The organism is Chitinophagales bacterium (assembly GCA_017303415.1).
Taxonomy (GTDB): domain Bacteria; phylum Bacteroidota; class Bacteroidia; order Chitinophagales; family Chitinophagaceae; genus SpSt-398.
The window spans coordinates 1,423,132-1,440,209 of the sequence record JAFLBJ010000001.1; the positions used below are offsets into that span (position 1 = coordinate 1,423,132).

Annotated in this window: 15 protein-coding genes; all 15 read left to right on the plus strand. The window is 47.0% G+C overall.

The genetic code is table 11. From position 1 onward, the window contains the following. The first annotated feature begins 7 nt into the window (after window positions 1–7). Entirely contained in the window at window positions 8–1,228 is a 1,221-nt protein-coding gene (locus tag J0M30_06225) for an NADH-quinone oxidoreductase subunit D (GenBank protein ID MBN8667085.1), read from the plus strand. A 177-nt stretch (window positions 1,229–1,405) separates the two neighbouring features. Further along, window positions 1,406–1,903 carry an NAD(P)H-dependent oxidoreductase subunit E gene (locus J0M30_06230; protein ID MBN8667086.1) on the plus strand — a complete coding sequence of 166 codons (498 nt, stop codon included), beginning with the start codon at window positions 1,406–1,408 and terminating at the stop codon, window positions 1,901–1,903. 2 nt (window positions 1,904–1,905) lie between these two features. Next, a complete protein-coding gene (locus J0M30_06235) occupies window positions 1,906–2,334 on the plus strand; it encodes a nuclear transport factor 2 family protein (protein ID MBN8667087.1) in 429 nt (142 codons plus the stop codon). A gap of 69 nt (window positions 2,335–2,403) precedes the next feature. Beyond that, window positions 2,404–3,759, plus strand: a complete 1,356-nt coding sequence (gene nuoF / locus J0M30_06240) for an NADH-quinone oxidoreductase subunit NuoF (GenBank protein ID MBN8667088.1) — start codon at window positions 2,404–2,406, stop codon at window positions 3,757–3,759. A 77-nt stretch (window positions 3,760–3,836) separates the two neighbouring features. Beyond that, window positions 3,837–4,214: a GxxExxY protein gene (locus tag J0M30_06245; GenBank protein MBN8667089.1), complete on the plus strand. Its 378-nt coding sequence runs from the start codon at window positions 3,837–3,839 to the stop codon at window positions 4,212–4,214. Between the two features lie 59 nt (window positions 4,215–4,273). Continuing rightward, window positions 4,274–5,386: a (2Fe-2S)-binding protein gene (locus tag J0M30_06250; protein ID MBN8667090.1), complete on the plus strand. Its 1,113-nt coding sequence runs from the start codon at window positions 4,274–4,276 to the stop codon at window positions 5,384–5,386. Continuing rightward, complete coding sequence (gene nuoH / locus J0M30_06255; GenBank protein ID MBN8667091.1) at window positions 5,386–6,435, plus strand: NADH-quinone oxidoreductase subunit NuoH; 1,050 nt, start codon at window positions 5,386–5,388, stop codon at window positions 6,433–6,435. Before J0M30_06250 ends, nuoH begins: the two co-directional genes overlap by 1 nt. Window positions 6,436–6,559: 124 nt before the next feature. Beyond that, window positions 6,560–7,105, plus strand: a complete 546-nt coding sequence (gene nuoI, locus J0M30_06260; GenBank protein MBN8667092.1) for an NADH-quinone oxidoreductase subunit NuoI — start codon at window positions 6,560–6,562, stop codon at window positions 7,103–7,105. Between the two features lie 45 nt (window positions 7,106–7,150). Continuing rightward, the gene (locus J0M30_06265; protein MBN8667093.1) at window positions 7,151–7,651 is read left to right on the plus strand and encodes an NADH-quinone oxidoreductase subunit J; all 501 of its coding nucleotides are present in this window, start codon (window positions 7,151–7,153) and stop codon (window positions 7,649–7,651) included. Between the two features lie 4 nt (window positions 7,652–7,655). Continuing rightward, window positions 7,656–7,985, plus strand: a complete 330-nt coding sequence (gene nuoK / locus J0M30_06270) for an NADH-quinone oxidoreductase subunit NuoK (GenBank protein ID MBN8667094.1) — start codon at window positions 7,656–7,658, stop codon at window positions 7,983–7,985. A 15-nt stretch (window positions 7,986–8,000) separates the two neighbouring features. Beyond that, a complete protein-coding gene (gene nuoL / locus J0M30_06275; protein ID MBN8667095.1) occupies window positions 8,001–9,905 on the plus strand; it encodes an NADH-quinone oxidoreductase subunit L in 1,905 nt (634 codons plus the stop codon). Between the two features lie 13 nt (window positions 9,906–9,918). Continuing rightward, a complete protein-coding gene (locus tag J0M30_06280) occupies window positions 9,919–11,436 on the plus strand; it encodes an NADH-quinone oxidoreductase subunit M (GenBank protein MBN8667096.1) in 1,518 nt (505 codons plus the stop codon). Between the two features lie 42 nt (window positions 11,437–11,478). Further along, entirely contained in the window at window positions 11,479–12,852 is a 1,374-nt protein-coding gene (locus tag J0M30_06285) for an NADH-quinone oxidoreductase subunit N (protein ID MBN8667097.1), read from the plus strand. 168 nt (window positions 12,853–13,020) lie between these two features. Continuing rightward, entirely contained in the window at window positions 13,021–15,507 is a 2,487-nt protein-coding gene (locus J0M30_06290) for a zinc-dependent metalloprotease (GenBank protein MBN8667098.1), read from the plus strand. A gap of 106 nt (window positions 15,508–15,613) precedes the next feature. Continuing rightward, window positions 15,614–16,888, plus strand: coding sequence for an ABC transporter permease (locus J0M30_06295; protein MBN8667099.1), 1,275 nt, complete (start codon window positions 15,614–15,616; stop codon window positions 16,886–16,888). Window positions 16,889–17,078 lie beyond the last annotated feature (190 nt).

Below are 17,078 nucleotides of genomic sequence, written 5' to 3' on the forward strand. Positions count from 1 at the left end.
AGAACCAATGTCACACAATATTAAACTTCCGGAAGGAAGTATAGAGAAACAGACGATCACCCTCAATCTGGGGCCCACCCACCCGGCCACCCATGGTGTGTTTCAGAATATTCTGGAACTGGATGGGGAGCGTGTCGTTTCTGCTGAGCAAACGGTAGGGTATATCCACCGGGCCTTTGAAAAGATCGCTGAAAGAAGGCCACTCTACCAGATCACCCCACTTACCGATCGTTTGAACTATTGCAGCAGCCCCATCAACAATATGGGCTGGCACCTGACCTGCGAAAAATTATTAGGGGTTAAAACACCCAAGCGGGTAGATTACCTGCGCGTGATCGTGATGGAACTGGCGCGTATCGCCGACCACCTGATCTGTAACTCCATTGTAGGTGTGGATACGGGAGCCTATACCGGATTCCTGTATGTGATGCAATACCGCGAATTGATCTATGAGATTTATGAAGAGGTTTGCGGATCCCGGTTAACGACAAATATTGGGCGTATCGGTGGCTTCGAACGCGATTTCAACGATATCGCTTTCCAGAAGATCGATAAATTCCTGAAGGAATATCCGGCCGTTTTAAAAGAATTCATATCCCTGTTTGAGCGCAACCGCATTTTTATGGAGAGAACACAGGGATCAGGAGGTATTGGTGCTGACCGCGCCCTGAACTATGGGTTTACCGGACCCAACCTGCGCGCCGCTGGTGTGGATTATGATGTCCGGGTACATTCACCGTACAGCAGCTACGAAGATTTTGATTTCACCATACCCACCGGTACCACCGGAGATAATTTTGATCGTTGGCAGGTACGCAATCAGGAAATGTGGGAGTCGCTTTCGATCATTGAACAGGCCCTGCGTAAAATCCAGGACCTGAAAGGAGAGGAAGCTACCCTCTATCACGCAGATGCACCGGCCTATTATCTTCCGGAGAAAAAAGATGTGTACACGAAAATGGAGGCCCTGATCTATCACTTCAAGATCATCATGGGTGAAAGTGAAATGCCTTCAGGTGAAGTATACCAATCGGTGGAAGGAGCCAATGGAGAATTGGGCTTCTACCTGATCAGTGATGGCGGACGCGCACCATTCCGGTTGCATTTCCGTCGGCCCTGTTTTGTGTATTATCAATCGTTTGAAGAATTGGTGAAAGGCGGAATGTTAAGTGATGCCGTGATCACCCTGAGTAGTTTGAATTTGATCGCGGGGGAGATGGATGCGTAGGGTGGAGGAGGTTGGATATTGGATGATGGATGATGGATGATGGATGTTGGATGACAGAGGACAGATGACAGAGGACAGAGGACAGAGGGAGAGAGTTTCATGAAAAAAAATAATTATTTCAGGATCCGTCATCCAACATCCAACAAGAATAAAAACAAATTGAAAGAAAATCGTAAAATGCAATTTTCAGCACATAAGTTACAGGAAGTACAAACGATCATTGCCCGCTATCCGGAAGGAAAGCAAAAAAGTGCGCTGATACCCGTGCTTCATCTGGCCCAGGAAGAATTTGGTGGCTGGCTAAGTTCGGATACCATGGACTACGTGGCCTCCTTGCTTTCGCTGGAGCCGATAGAGGTATATGAAGTAGCCACTTTTTACAGCATGTTCAACCTGAAACCGGTTGGAAAATACCTGTTCGAAGTTTGCCAGACCGGTCCTTGTATGTTGCGTGGCTCAGACGGTATCGTGGATTATATCTATGAAAAACTGGGTATCCGCCCGGGTGAAACCACCGCAGATGGTATGTTTACCCTGAAAACAGTGGAATGTCTGGGGGCTTGCGGATATGCTCCTATGATGCAGTTGGGGAAACATTACCGTGAACACCTGACCAAAGAAAGAGTGGATCAACTTATTCAGGAATGTAATAACCTGACTGTTGCCCAAAATTGATCATGCGCAGATTATTAACCATATTGCCTTTATTCCTTTTGATCAGCGGTTACGCGCAGAATAAAGAAGAGATCAAAGTATTGGCCAATACCAGGCTCCTGCACCAGACTGTTTTTGGTACAAAGGATAGCCTTGTATTGGAAAAATTATTTAGCTCTGTTGTTTCGTATGGACATTCCAGCGGAAAAGTAGAAAACAGACAGGAAGCGATCCGGGGGATTGTGCGTAACCGAACCATATACCAGGACCTCCAGATCGAAGGGATTCAGGTACAGATAGAAGGGACAACGGCGGTTACACGCCATGTGATGACAGCTACGGAATTGACACCGGATAACCAGCAAAGAATCCTGAAACTGATGGTCGTGCTGGTCTGGACAAAACAAAAGAAGGAGTGGAAATTAATGGCAAGACAGGCCGTCAAAGTATAAGCGAAAGACTAAAGGCTGATAGCTAACCGCTTTTGGTTTTTTGTCTCAAGAAAAAATACAACCATAACAATGGGTCGAAAATTATTACTGGATAAAGCACATGTCGAAGGCATTCGGGGCTATGAAGTGTACCGCCGCGAAGGGGGGTACCGTAGCGTGGAGAAAGCATTGAAGACCATGAACCCGGATGCTGTTACCGAAGAAGTTAAGAAGAGTGGGTTGAGGGGACGTGGCGGGGCCGGTTTCCCTACGGGTATGAAATGGAGTTTTCTGGCCAAACCGGAAGGAGTTCCCCGTTATCTGGTGGTGAATGCCGATGAAAGTGAGCCTGGAACGTTTAAGGACCGATACCTGATGGAATTCATTCCCCATTTGCTGATCGAGGGAATGATCGTTTCTTCTTTTGCATTAGGATCGAATCGCTCTTATATCTATATCCGTGGAGAGTATGCGTGGATCGTGGACATTCTGGAGCAGGCGATTGCCGAAGCCCGAAACAATGGTTGGTTAGGAAAGAATATTTTGGGAACCGGATTTGATTGTGAGATATATGTTCAACGTGGTGCCGGTGCTTATATCTGTGGGGAAGAAACAGCTTTGATCGAATCACTCGAAGGAAAAAGAGGTAATCCACGGATCAAACCACCCTTCCCGGCCGTAAAAGGATTGTGGGATTGTCCGACTGTGGTAAACAATGTGGAGACCATTGCAGCGGTTGTACCCATCATCAACGAAGGGGGCGAGGAATATGCCAAGATCGGGGTAGGTCGTTCCACCGGGACCAAACTTATTTCCGCCTGTGGCAATATCAATAAACCCGGGGTGTATGAGATCGATATGACGATCAGTGTAGAGGAATTTATCTATAGCGATGAATATTGTGGTGGTATCGCCAACGGAAGAAGGCTGAAAGCCTGTATCCCCGGTGGTTCCTCCGTACCTATTTTACCCGCGAACCTATTGTTAAAGACCGCCAAAGGCGAAACAAGGTATATGAACTATGAGAGCCTGTCGGATGGTGGCTTTGCCACCGGTTCGATGATGGGTTCGGGTGGATTTATTGTGATGGATGAAGATCAATGTGTGGTAAAACATACCTATACCCTGGCCCGGTTCTATCGTCATGAAAGCTGTGGACAATGTAGCCCGTGCCGGGAGGGAACAGGTTGGATGGAGAAGATCTTATTGAATATTGATCAGGGAAAAGGAAAGAAGAGTGATATTGATCTGTTGTGGGATATTCAACGTAAGATCGAAGGAAATACGATTTGTCCGTTGGGAGATGCGGCTGCCTGGCCGGTAGCGGCAGCCATAAGACATTTCAGGGATGAGTTTGAGTGGCATGTGGATAATCCGGCAGATTGTTTGAAGAGAAATTATGGATTGGCGGGTTATGCTAATCCGTTGAAGTTGATGGAAGTTTAGTATTTCTCGCGGCGCACGCAGAGTTTTTTGGCGGACGCGGCGGCTGTCTTATATTTTTAAACCTTAACCTTGTGAAAATGGCAGAGAATGAAATGGCCTCTATGGCCCTGGATATCTGTTTTGAATTACATAAGAAATATGGTCCAGGACTTTTTGAGAGTGTTTACGAAGAGCTCTTTTGCTACGAATGGGAAAAAACAGGAATTCCTTTTAAAAGACAACAAGGTATTCCACTTATTCATGAAGAAGTGAAATTGGAAGTTGGCTTTAGGGCAGATGTGATATTGGATAATAAAGTGTTATTAGAATTTAAAAGTACCGAGGGATTTGCGGAGGTACATTTTAAACAAGTATTAACATACTTAAAATTGGCAAATATCCGACTTGGACTCTTGATTAATTTTAATGTAGTAATGTTAAGAACGGGAATAAAAAGAATCGCTAATAATTTGTAATAAGGGTTGCCGCTGCGTCCGCTTAAAACTTAGCGCCCGCTGCGAGAAATAAAAAAAATATGTCTGAGCAACTATTTAAAATAACGATCGATAACATCTCCATTGAGGTGGCGCCAGGGACTACGATTCTTGAGGCGGCACGCAAGATCGGTGGGGATGTGACTCCGCCTGCGATGTGCTATTACAGCAAATTGAAAGGGAGCGGGGGAAAATGCCGTACCTGTCTGGTAGAAGTATCCAAAGGATCAGAAAAAGATCCGCGCCCCATGCCCAAACTGATGGCCAGTTGCCGTACCACGGTAATGGATGGTATGGAAATAAAAAACATTACTTCGGAAAGAGTGCAGGATGCACGTGCCGGCGTGGTCGAATTTCTTTTACTCAATCACCCGCTCGATTGCCCGATCTGTGATCAGGCCGGGGAATGTCACCTGCAAGACCTCGGGTATGAACACGGTAAAGAAGGCACACGCTATGAGTTTGGCCGCCGGACTTTTGAGAAACACGATCTCGGTCCCTATATCCAGCTCCATATGACACGCTGTATCCTTTGCTATCGTTGTGTGTATGTAGCTGATCAACTCACTGCCAAACGCGAACATGGTGTCCTCGACCGGGGTGACCATGCTCAGATCGCCACACAAATAGAGAAAGCACTGACCAACGATTTCATCGGGAATGTAATTGATGTTTGCCCTGTAGGTGCGTTGACCGATAAAACCTTCCGCTTTAAGAACCGGGTATGGTTTACCAAACCCGTGAATGCTCACCGTGAATGCAGCAAATGTTGTGGTAAAACTCAACTCTGGTTGCGTGGCGAAGAGGTATTGCGTGTCACCGCACGCAAGGATCAATGGGGAGAAGTGGAGGATTCCACACCGGGCCAAACCGGATGGATCTGTAACGAATGTCGGTTTGAGAAAAAAGACCTGAACGATTGGGTGATCGAAGGGCCGGCGAATATCAGCCGTCACTCCGTGATCTCGGCCAATAAATATAAGACCCTGGTGAAACCGGAAGAAACGGTGGCCAAAGTGATGGGAGGAAGGGCACCCAAATTATTGATGGATATTCATGACGTGAGCGAGGTGAATGATCCTTCGGTGGACCTGAGCAAGATCAATGGCCCTGCCACCGGAGCCACATTTTCAAAAGAAAAAAATAAAGCCTGATGGACCTGTTGACGATTCCGTGGTTATTGTTACTGGAAAAAGCGATACTCATCCTTTTTATTGTAACCGTGTGCCTCGTTACAGCCATGTATGCTACCTGGGGTGAGCGTAAAGTAGCGGCTGTGATTCAGGACAGGCTGGGACCCAACCGGGCCGGACCGTTTGGACTGTTTCAACCCCTCGCCGATGGACTTAAATTATTCATGAAGGAAGAGATCATCCCCAATTCAGCCGCCAAGTTCCTTTTTGTACTTGGGCCCGGATTGGCCATGGTGACCGCCCTGATGACCAGTGCTGTGATTCCCTGGGGGGCCACCATTGATATTGCAGGCAGAAAGGTAGCTCTTCAGATCGCGGATATCAATGTGGCTTTGTTATATTCTTTTGCCGTGGTCAGTATGGGGGTATATGGTATCATGATCGGAGGATGGGCTTCCAATAATAAATTCTCTTTGCTTGCGGGTATTCGTGGTGCTTCCCAGATGATCTCCTATGAAATACCCATGGGATTATCCGTCATTTCCCTGCTGATGATAACAGGTACTTTACGCCTTAGCGGGATCGTGGGACAACAAGCGGAAGGCCTGTTCAATTGGAATATCATTTACCAACCCCTGGGCTTCTTCATCTTTTTTGTATGTGCCCTCGCGGAATGTAACCGGACGCCTTTTGACCTCCCCGAGGCAGAGAACGAATTGAACTTTGGTTATCATCAGGAATATTCCTCGATGAAACTTGGATTCTATCTTTTTGCAGAATACATCAACATGTTCATGAGCGGCGTCATGATGTCCACTCTGTACTTTGGTGGATATGATATACCCTTTGTAAATGAGGCCGCCTGGGGCGACCATTGGTGGGTAGGATTGATCGGATTTGGAGTATTGATGACCAAGGCCCTGATCTTTGTATTCATATTCATGTGGATCCGGTGGACGATTCCCCGTTTCCGGTATGATCAGTTGATGAACCTGGGATGGAAGAATTTGATCCCCCTTGCCCTGATCAATATGCTGATCACGGCACTGGTGGTATTATGGAGGAATTAGCTATTGGCTAATAGCTAGTAGCTTTTAGCCTTTAGTTAGAATTTATATAAGCAGGTATAATTAGAACTCAAAGTATTATGAATAAGCTAATAGCCAAAAGCTAGTAGCTAAAAGCTTAAAAAGCATGAACGCGTTAACCAACAGAGCAAAACCCGTAGATCGCAAACCCATGACCTGGGTGGAAAAGCTCTATGTTTGGAATATCGCCAAAGGAATGGCTGTTACGTTTAGCCATATCTTCAAGCGAAAACCAACGATCCGGTATCCGGAAGAGAAACGAAGCTTTAGCCAGGTCTTTCGCGGGCTGCATATCCTGAACAGGGATGAGGAAGGAAGAGAGCGTTGTACAGCCTGTGGACTTTGCGCTGTGGCTTGTCCGGCGGAAGCGATCACGATGGAAGCCGCCGAAAGACAGAAAGGCGAAGAGAACCTGTACCGCGAAGAGAAATATGCAGCCAAATATGAGATCAACATGCTGCGCTGTATTTTCTGTGGCTTATGCGAGGAGGCCTGTCCAAAGGATGCGATCTATTTATCACAGACCTTTGCCCCGGCGAATTATGGTAGAAAAGGATTTATTTATGGGAAAGATAACCTGTTGATCCCCCATCCAAAAAATGACCCGGAGGGTTTTGCGAAAGCAAGAGGGGAAAGGCAGTCAGTCAGCTAAAAGCTTTTAGCCATTCGCTTTTAGTAATAGCCAACACCAACTAACATGAACATAACTACAATACTATTTTGGTTTCTTACCGCGCTGGCGTTGCTCAGTGCGTTGATGATGATCACCCGAAAGAACCCCATCTATAGTGTGATCTGGTTGATCATGACCTTTTTCTCCATTTCCGGACACTATCTCTTACTCAACGCCCAGTTCCTCGCGGTGGTGAATATTATTGTTTACGCGGGAGCCATCATGGTACTGTTCCTCTATGTACTGATGTTAATGGACCTGAAAAAAGATTCCGAGCCCCGTAAGAATAAGCTGGTGAAACTGGCCGGCGCGGTGGCAGGAGGTACCCTACTGCTCGTGCTCGTTGCTGCCCTAAAGGATATTGATATAAAAATGGATAAAGCCCAAACCGGGTATGGCGATATTGGATTGATCGAAAACCTGGGCAAGGCCCTCTTCAATGAATACGTGATACCCTTTGAGGTCAGTAGCATACTTTTTCTCAGCGCCATGGTAGGGGCTGTTGTCATCGGTAAAAAAGATTAAGCAAATGGAGATCAACTATTACATATTCCTGTCACTTGCCCTTTTTGCCATTGGCATTACCGGGGTATTGACACGACGCAATGCCATCATCATCTTCATGTGTATTGAGCTTATGCTCAATGCGGTCAATTTGCTGTTGGTTGCCTTTTCAAAAATGCACCACCTCAAAGCTGCGGCAGGGGCTGTAACAGCCGGAACAGAGGGGCAGCTCTTCGTGTTTTTTATCATGGTGGTGGCTGCAGCAGAAGTGGCGGTTGGATTGGCGATCATTGTGATGATGTACCGGAACATCCATTCGGTGGATGTCAACTTTTTAAACAGGCTGAAAAATTAAAGACCGGATCATTTTATGGAACATATTTTACAGTTTGCATGGCTTATTCCCTTACTCCCCCTGGTGGGTTTCCTGATCAATGGGTTGGGTAGGAAATGGTTGTCCAAATCGGTCATTGCCACCATTGGCAGCGGGGTCATACTGGCTTCCTTTGTGTTCAGTCTCATCCTTTTCCTGGATGTACGGGGCGGACAAACCGGTTCAGGCGTGGTCCATTATTTTGATTTTATCCGGGTGGGCAATATCCATATCCCCTTCGATTTTCAGGTAGATGCACTCTCTTCTCTTTTTCTGCTGATCATCACAGGTGTAGGTTTTCTGATCCATGTGTATTCGGCCTCTTACATGCACAGTGAACCAACGGAACACTATGGCAGGTATTTCGCCTATCTCAATCTTTTTGTATTCTCCATGTTGCTGCTCGTTATGGGCGCCAATTTCGTGGTCATGTTCATCGGTTGGGAAGGGGTAGGGTTGTGTTCCTATCTGCTGATCGGTTACTGGTTTAAGAACAATGATTATAACTACGCGGCCCGCAAGGCCTTTGTCATGAACCGGATCGGTGACCTGGGTTTTCTATTGGCCGTATTCTGGTTGTTTGCCAAGGTAGGTTCAGCGAACTACAGTGATGTATTCAGCTCCCTGCAAACCCTGAGCGGTACCGATATCACCATCATTACCTTATTGTTGTTTGTTGGCGCCACTGGTAAGAGTGCCCAGATTCCACTCTATACCTGGTTGCCCGATGCGATGGCAGGGCCCACACCAGTATCCGCCCTTATCCATGCCGCCACGATGGTAACCGCGGGTATCTATATGATCGCAAGGAGCAATGTATTGTTTACTGCTTCGCCGGTTACACAAACCGTGATCACCGTGATCGGTTTGGCCACGGCCTTATTGGCGGCCTCAATTGCGCTTCGCCAAAATGATATTAAAAAAGTGTTGGCTTATTCCACCGTCAGCCAATTGGGTTATATGTTCATTGCGCTGGGTACCGGCGCTTATGTAGCAGCGGTATTTCATGTTATGACACATGCCTTCTTCAAAGCCCTGCTCTTCCTGGGTTCAGGTAGTGTGATCCATGCCATGGGTGGCGAACAGGATATCCGACGGATGGGAGGATTAAAAGAAAAAATGCCCATCACCTACTGGACCTTCCTGATCGGTTGTATTGCCATTGCAGGTATTCCTCCATTCTCTGGTTTCTTTTCCAAAGACGCAATTCTATTGAGCGCATTTGCGCACGAAGGCATGTTCCATCAGGTGGTATATTACCTTGCATTGGGCGGGGCCATGCTGACTGCCTTTTATATGTTCCGTTTGTTCTTTACCACATTTCATGGTTCCTTCCGGGGTACCCATGAGCAGGAACACCATTTGCATGAAAGCCCGGCTGCCATGACAATACCCCTTGTCATCCTCGCCATACTTTCCATCGTGGGCGGCTGGGTTGGCATTCCTGAAATAATAATGGAAGGTGGTGAACGCATCTCTCATTTTCTGGCTCCGGTAATTCCGTTGCAGGAGGGGCATACGGTTTCCCATAGCACCGAATGGATGTTGATGGGTACTTCCACAGCACTTGTACTGTTGATGACCGGTTTAGCCTGGAACAGGTATGCGAAATACAAAGAAGAAAAAGAAACAGCCCTGGGTAAAACCCTCGGTAATAAATGGTATGTGGATGAACTCTATGACAAGGTGATTGTCCATCCGATCACCAGCCTGGGGAATTGGCTGGAAGAAGGCATGGAAAGAACCGGGATCGATGCTATTGTCAATAATGTTGGCCGGGGTGTTCAATACCTCAGCCGTCAGATACGATTGGTGCAAAGCGGGCAGGTGGGGAGTTATGTTTTGTTGATGGTCGTAAGTATCCTCCTGTTTTTTGTGTACCAGTTTTTTATTAAAAAATAAGCGCTAACAACGTATGATCGCTTTCCTCCTCATATTGGTTCCACTGATTGCAGGAACCCTTGCTTTCTTCCTTCGGAACGGGCAAGGTGCACGTGGATTGGCTATGCTTTCTTCACTGGGTACGCTGGGTGTGGCATTGGCTGCAGTATTGACCAAGGATACGGGCAGCCTCGCCTTTTCTGCCGAATGGCTCCCCATGTTAGGCGCCAAATTTTCCTTACAGGCTGATGGTATCTCCCGCTTGCTGACCTTATTGACCGCCGCCGCTTATCCACTGATCCTGGCTTCTACCTGGACACACGAATACAAGAATCCCAATCGTTTCTTTGGTCTGCTACTGTTGACACAGGCCGGGTTGATGGGCGTGTTTCTGGCTACAGATGCCTTATTGTTTTATTTCTTTTGGGAGCTCGCGCTGGTACCGGTCTATTTTCTTTGCTCTACCTGGGGTGGAGAAAGAAGGATCCCGGTCACCTTCAAATTCTTTATTTATACGTTTGCCGGTTCGCTTTTAATGTTGGTCGGCATCATCTATGTATATAGCAAAACACCGGATTCATCTTTTGCACAGACCTCCTTTTACGAAGCCGTATTGAACGGTGGAACCCAAAGCTGGTTGTTCTGGCTTTTCTTTGGCGCCTTTGCCATCAAGATGCCGGTTTTCCCATTTCATACCTGGCAACCCGATACCTATGAGCAGGCTCCAACAGCCGTCACCATGGTATTGAGTGGTTTGATGGTAAAAATGGGATTGTTTGCCGTTATCCGCTGGTTATTGCCTTTGTTACCCATTGGGGTCAACAACTGGGCTGTTTCCGCATCGTTTTTATCGGTGATCGGTATCATCTATGCATCACTGATCGCCATGCGACAGGATGATCTGAAACGATTGATCGCTTATTCTTCGATCGCGCATATTGGATTGATGTCACTCGCTCTTTTTGCCGGCAACGAAACAGGTATACAGGGCGTGGTCATTCAAATGTTCAATCACGGGATCAATATCATTGGCCTCTGGATCGTGGTCGAATGGATCGAACAACAATTTGGCACCCGTCGGATGTCCGAACTGGGAGGGATTGCCCAACAGGCACCTGCACTGGCGATTTTGTTTGTGATCGTTGCCCTGGCGAATATTGCCTTACCGCTCACCAATGGGTTTGTTGGTGAATTCCTCATGTTCAATGGTGTATTCACTTCAACAGCTTATGACGGTAACTATACAGTACTGGGACGCTGGCATATCAATGCCTCTCATCTATCCCTGGTATTTACCGTTATGGCAGGTATTGGTATCATTCTTTCAGCGGTGTACACCCTCCGGGCCATTCAGAAAGTATTGTATGGAAATGTAGGAGAGCGGACCGGTATGGTAAAAGATATTCGGTGGAATGAAAAGATCGCCCTGGTGGTGATCGTAGTGGTGATACTGGTGCTGGGTGTTTATCCCCAACCTATGATCGAGGAAGCCAAACAAGCCGTATTCGATCTGTTGAAGGAAACAGATATCAGTTCAATGATCAAAAAATAATTTCAGGAAAATTAACTAACCCGCTAAGGGAAATAACAGGATATGAATGCAATTTTATTTTCAGCGATCATGGGCGTTGTGATGATGTTCGCCAGTTTCCTGGTCCGCTCTTCCAAGCTGGTCCGCAACCTGGCCATCTTGGGGATGCTTTTTGTCCTGATCATGAACGTATTGGAAATGACGGGTATGTTCACCGTCTCCTTTCCGGTAAATGATATGATCCATGCGGATCGTTTTTCATTGTTCTTTAATACCATCGCCTTTACCTGTACTTTTTTATTCTTCCTGTTATCGGCCAGGGATATGGAAAAAGTAGGTTTGAATTATGCCGAATATTTTTCCCTGATCTTTTTTATTCTATCCGGTATCGCATTGGTTTCGTCCTTTCAATCCCTGTTGATTCTTTTCCTGGGGATTGAGATCATTTCCATTCCGCTTTATATCCTAACCGGAAGTGATAAAAAGAATCTCAAGAGCAATGAAGCTTCTTTAAAATATTTATTGTTGGGTGCTTTCTCCACTGGTTTGATGCTGATGGGGATCACTTTATTGTATGGTGCTTCCGGAACCTTTGATATTTACCAGCTGATCAAATCCGCGGATAAACCCTCAGCACTGGCCCAGACCGGTTTGATGTTGTTGTTGTTCTCCATGTCATTTAAAGTTTCAGCAGCGCCCTTTCATTTCTGGACACCCGATGTGTACGATGGGGCGCCTACGGTATTTACTTCTTTCATGGCCACGATCGTTAAAGCCGCTGCCTTTATCGGGTTCATGCGTTTGTTCTCCGGAGCATTTGAATCCATTCATCAACATTGGCGACTGATGGCCGCGATCATTGCCGCCCTCACGCTTTTCATTGGCAATATCACGGCGGTATTTCAGCAGAGTGTCAAGCGCATGCTGGCTTATTCCAGTATTGCCCAGGCCGGGTTTATGATGCTGGCCATTTTCTCCCTCAATGCGACAGCTACGGAAGGCCTGCTGCTTTATACAGCGGCATATAGTCTGGCAACGATCGGTGTCTTTGCCGTATTGGTAAAAATGAAAGATTACACCTTTGACGGTTTCAACGGGCTGGCACGGCAACATCCATTTCTCGCCGGTGTCGTCACCGTTTTCCTCCTGTCACTGGCAGGTATACCACTTACAGCAGGTTTTTTGTCTAAATTTTATTTACTCAAAGCCACCCTGGAAGCCGGAGGTTATCTGTGGCTGGTCATCTTTGCGGTGATCATGGCTGTGATCTCCGTTTATTATTATTTCCGGGTTATACAGGCCATGTATTTTAAAGAAGGGGAGGGAGCTGTGCTTGAGGCAGGTCCTGTCTTCCACTGGGTATTGGGTATCCTGGCCTTTCTGGTACTGGCCATCGGGGTGTTCCCCAATCTGCTGCTCTATTGGTTTTATTTCTGATTTTGCCGCTAATCCATCCTATACTGTTCTCATCAAGAAAACGGCCCCCTGAAGGGCGATTGAATACATATTCCAGTATATTCGTCAATAACCTTTTTTCCAAAACTTAAACACATGAACCACAAAAAACTGATATTGGCTGCTGGGGTTACCTTGCTGTCTTTTTCAATGTTCGCACAGCGCCGTACAGGCACTCCACCTGCCGCGCCGGCCGTAGCGGACACCACCAAGAAACCCACTCCGCCTGCGCGCCCTGCCACCGGCCCCAAACCTTATAAAGAAGTCATTACTGCCAAAGCAGTATCTGATGAAGGTCTGTTCACGGTGCACAAAGTAGAAGACAAATATTATTTTGAAGTGCCAAATTCCCTGCTTGGCCGGGATATCCTGGTGGTTAATCGTTTATCCAAGGCTGCTGCGGAAATGCGTGCCGGTGGATTCTTTGGTTATGGTGGCGACCAGATCGGCGAGAATATAGTACGGTTTGAAAAAGGACCCGATGACAGAGTGTTCCTGCGCGAAATTTCCTATGCCGAATATTCTAAGGATTCTTCTTCTCCGATGTTCCGTTCTGTTTCCAATTCCAATGTACAGCCGATTGTTGCCTCTTTTGAGGTGAAGGCATTTGGAAAGGATTCAGCCAGCACGGTCATTGATGTCACCAGCTTTGTGGCCAGTGATAATGAAGTTCTTTATTTCAACAGCGGGTTGAAAAGGGCTTTATCGATCGGTGGTATGCAGGCAGATAAATCCTACATCGTTTCCATGCGTTCTTTCCCTATCAATGTAGAGATCAGAACCGTGAAAACCTATGGCCGTGCTCCTTCACCCGGCGCAGCTGGCGGGGCAGCCCCCACCGGCAACCTGACCGTAGAACTGAATAGCTCCATGGTTATTTTACCCGAGGTTCCCATGCAGGCCCGTCATTACGATGACAGGGTTGGTTATTTCACTGTGGGGTATACCGATTTTGATGCCAATCCCCAGGGTGTAAAATCCATTCGCCTGGCTAAAAGATGGCGCCTCGAGCCTAAGGATGAGGATATGGAAAAATATAAGCGTGGTGAATTGGTTGAGCCCAAGAAACCCATTGTGTTTTATATTGACCCTGCTACCCCCGAAAAATGGGTACCCTACCTGATGCAGGGCGTGAATGATTGGAAAATTGCGTTTGAAAAAGCCGGCTTCAAAAATGCCATCATGGCTAAACGCGCCCCCACATGGGAAGAGGATAGCACCTGGAGCCTGGATGATGCCCGTAACTCAGCGATCGTTTATAAATCATCCGCCATCCCCAATGCCAGTGGCCCCAGTATTGCTGACCCGCGTAGTGGGGAGATCATGGAAAGCCATATCAACTGGTATCACAATGTAATGCAATTGGTGCACGACTGGTACATGGTACAAGCTTCCATGAGCGATGCCGGTGCCCGCAAAATGAATTTTGATGATGAACTGATGGGTGAACTCATCCGTTTTGTTTCTTCACATGAGGTAGGACATACCCTTGGTCTCCGTCACAACTTTGGTTCCAGCTCCACTGTACCCGTAGAGAACCTGCGGAACAAAGCATGGGTAGAAGCCAATGGACATACCCCGTCGATCATGGACTATGCCCGTTTCAACTATGTAGCCCAACCTGAAGACAATATTACCCGTGCGGGTATGTTCCCTAAGATCGGTGATTACGACCAGTGGGCCATTGAATGGGGTTACCGTCGTTTCCCTCAATACAGCAGCCCCGAGGCCGAGAAAACCCATGTTAATAACTGGGTGATCGAAAAACTCAAGAACCGCCGTCTCTGGTGGGGTGATGGGGAAGCCAATCGCGATGATCCACGTAGCCAGTCAGAAGACCTGAGCAGTGATAATATCAAAGCCAGTCAGTATGGTATCAAGAACCTGCAGCGTATCGTTCCCCAATTGGCCGAGTGGACCAAAGAACCCAATGAGGATTACAGCAACCTGCGTAATATGTATTCTCAGGTGAGTGGTCAGTTCAACCGCTATATGGGACATGTATCCCGTCATGTAGGTGGAATCTACCGCACACCGAAAACAGTGGAGGAATCCGGCTCTGTGTACGAGATCGTACCCAAAGCCAACCAGCAAAGCGCTGTTTCCTTCCTTAATCAGCAATTGTTTACCACACCAACCTGGTTGATCAATAAGGACATTTTTGCCCGTACAGGTCAATCCGGACTTACTGTGATCGGTGGCATCCAGGACAATGTGTTGCGCTCATTGTTGAGCACAGGAACACTCACCAAACTGGTAGAGGCTGAATCCAATCTCGGCACAGCCGCTTACCGGATCACTGATTTGCTGGGTGACCTGAAGAAAGGAATTTTCAGCGAACTCTCTGGGAACAAGCCCGTGGATATCTATCGCAGAAATCTGCAGAAATCCTATGTGTCTCAATTGAGCGGACTGATCAATCCTCCGGCATCTCCGACTATCTCTCTTGGTGGCGGAGCAATTAGCCTGGGTGGTTCAAATATTGACAAATCAGACATCAAGAGCGTTGTTAGGGCCCATCTGTCGCAATTGCGCAGCGAAGCCCGTGCTGCCGCTTCTTCCAATCCCGATTCCATGACCCGCTATCATCTGCAGGACCTGGTGTCGAGGATTGATGAGGCTCTTGATCCAAAATAGCAGAAGTTGGATGATGGATGTTGGATGTTGGATGACGGCCTTCTGTCACCCAACATCCAACATCTAACATCTAACATCTCTCCAACCAATTTCCTACCTTTACACCATGGTCACCCGCGATATATTATCCCTCTCCTGGCGTTCCGTACGAGGCAATAAGCTCCGTACCGGTATCACCGTGGCGATCATCGCGGTTGGGATCATGGCGCTTATCGGGATCATTACCGCGATAAAGGCCATGAACCAAAAACTCACGGAGAGTTTTTCCACCATGGGGGCCAATGGATTTACCATTCGTTACCGGGAGCGGAATATTCGCTTTGGTGGCGGCGGAAATGAGATTCAGAAAGAAAAGAAAGGACAGAAGAAAGAAAAAAAATCAAGCATCGGTCGGATTATCACAAAAGAAGAGGCCGAGCTTTTCAAACAACATTTCAAATTTCCGGCAACCGTAGGCATTTCTGCCTTTGCCCAACGAAATGGACTCGTCTCCTTTGAGTCCAAGAAAACAAGTCCCAATGTATTTGTATTTGGGGCCGATGAAAATTACCTCGCGCTGAACGGATTTAAATTATTGGCTGGTCGGAACATGAGCATACAAGATGTGAACAGTGGGCGCTATGTATGTATTGTGGGGTATGATGTGGCCAATAACCTTTTTAAGGGAAAACCAGAGAAGGCTGTTAATGCCATTGTGCGAATGAATAATATTCCCTATCGCGTGTTGGGTGTATTGGCCAGTCGGGGATCTTCCTTTGGGTTTAGCCGTGACAATATTTTCATTACAGGCTATATCAATTCCAAAAAGCAATTCAATTCCGGTTTCTCCTATACCCTTGCCATCATGACCGATCAGGTGAATCAGGTCGAAGAAGCCATGGGCGAATCAGAAGGGGTATTTCGGGCTGTACGCAAACTCACCACAACAGAAGGAAATAATTTTGTGATCGATCGAAATGATAGTGTGGCGGAGAAAGCCATCAACAGTCTTGGCTTTCTGACCATTTCAGCCACGGTTATCGGATTGATCACGCTTATCGGGGCCGCAATCGGTCTGATGAATATTATGCTTGTATCCGTGACGGAAAGAACCAAGGAAGTTGGGTTGGTAAAGGCCATTGGTGGCAAAAGCAGTTCCGTCCGTCTTCAATTCCTGCTCGAAGCTATTTTGATCAGTCTCCTTGGAGCCTTGTTTGGTATCATATTAGGTATTTTACTGGGCAACCTTGCCGCAACGGTTTTCAACACCGGATTTGTGGTCCCCTGGCAATGGGTAGGGCTGGGTATTGCCATTTGCAGCCTTGTCGGACTCCTGGCAGGTCTCTATCCTGCACTCAAAGCCGGGAAACTCAATCCCATTGAGGCTCTCCGATACGAATAGGTGTTAGGCTATTTTTCCCTCATAAAGAGCTGTAATTCACTGATCAAACTCAGGTTATTTTCTGACCTAAAGAATTGTTTCCTATTAAAAAATCATTAACTTGACCACCTGTTTAAAAAAAACCAATAGGTACCAATTTGTAATTAACTTTTTTCAGTAGAATTGTACCTCTTTATTCTGGACTGAATTC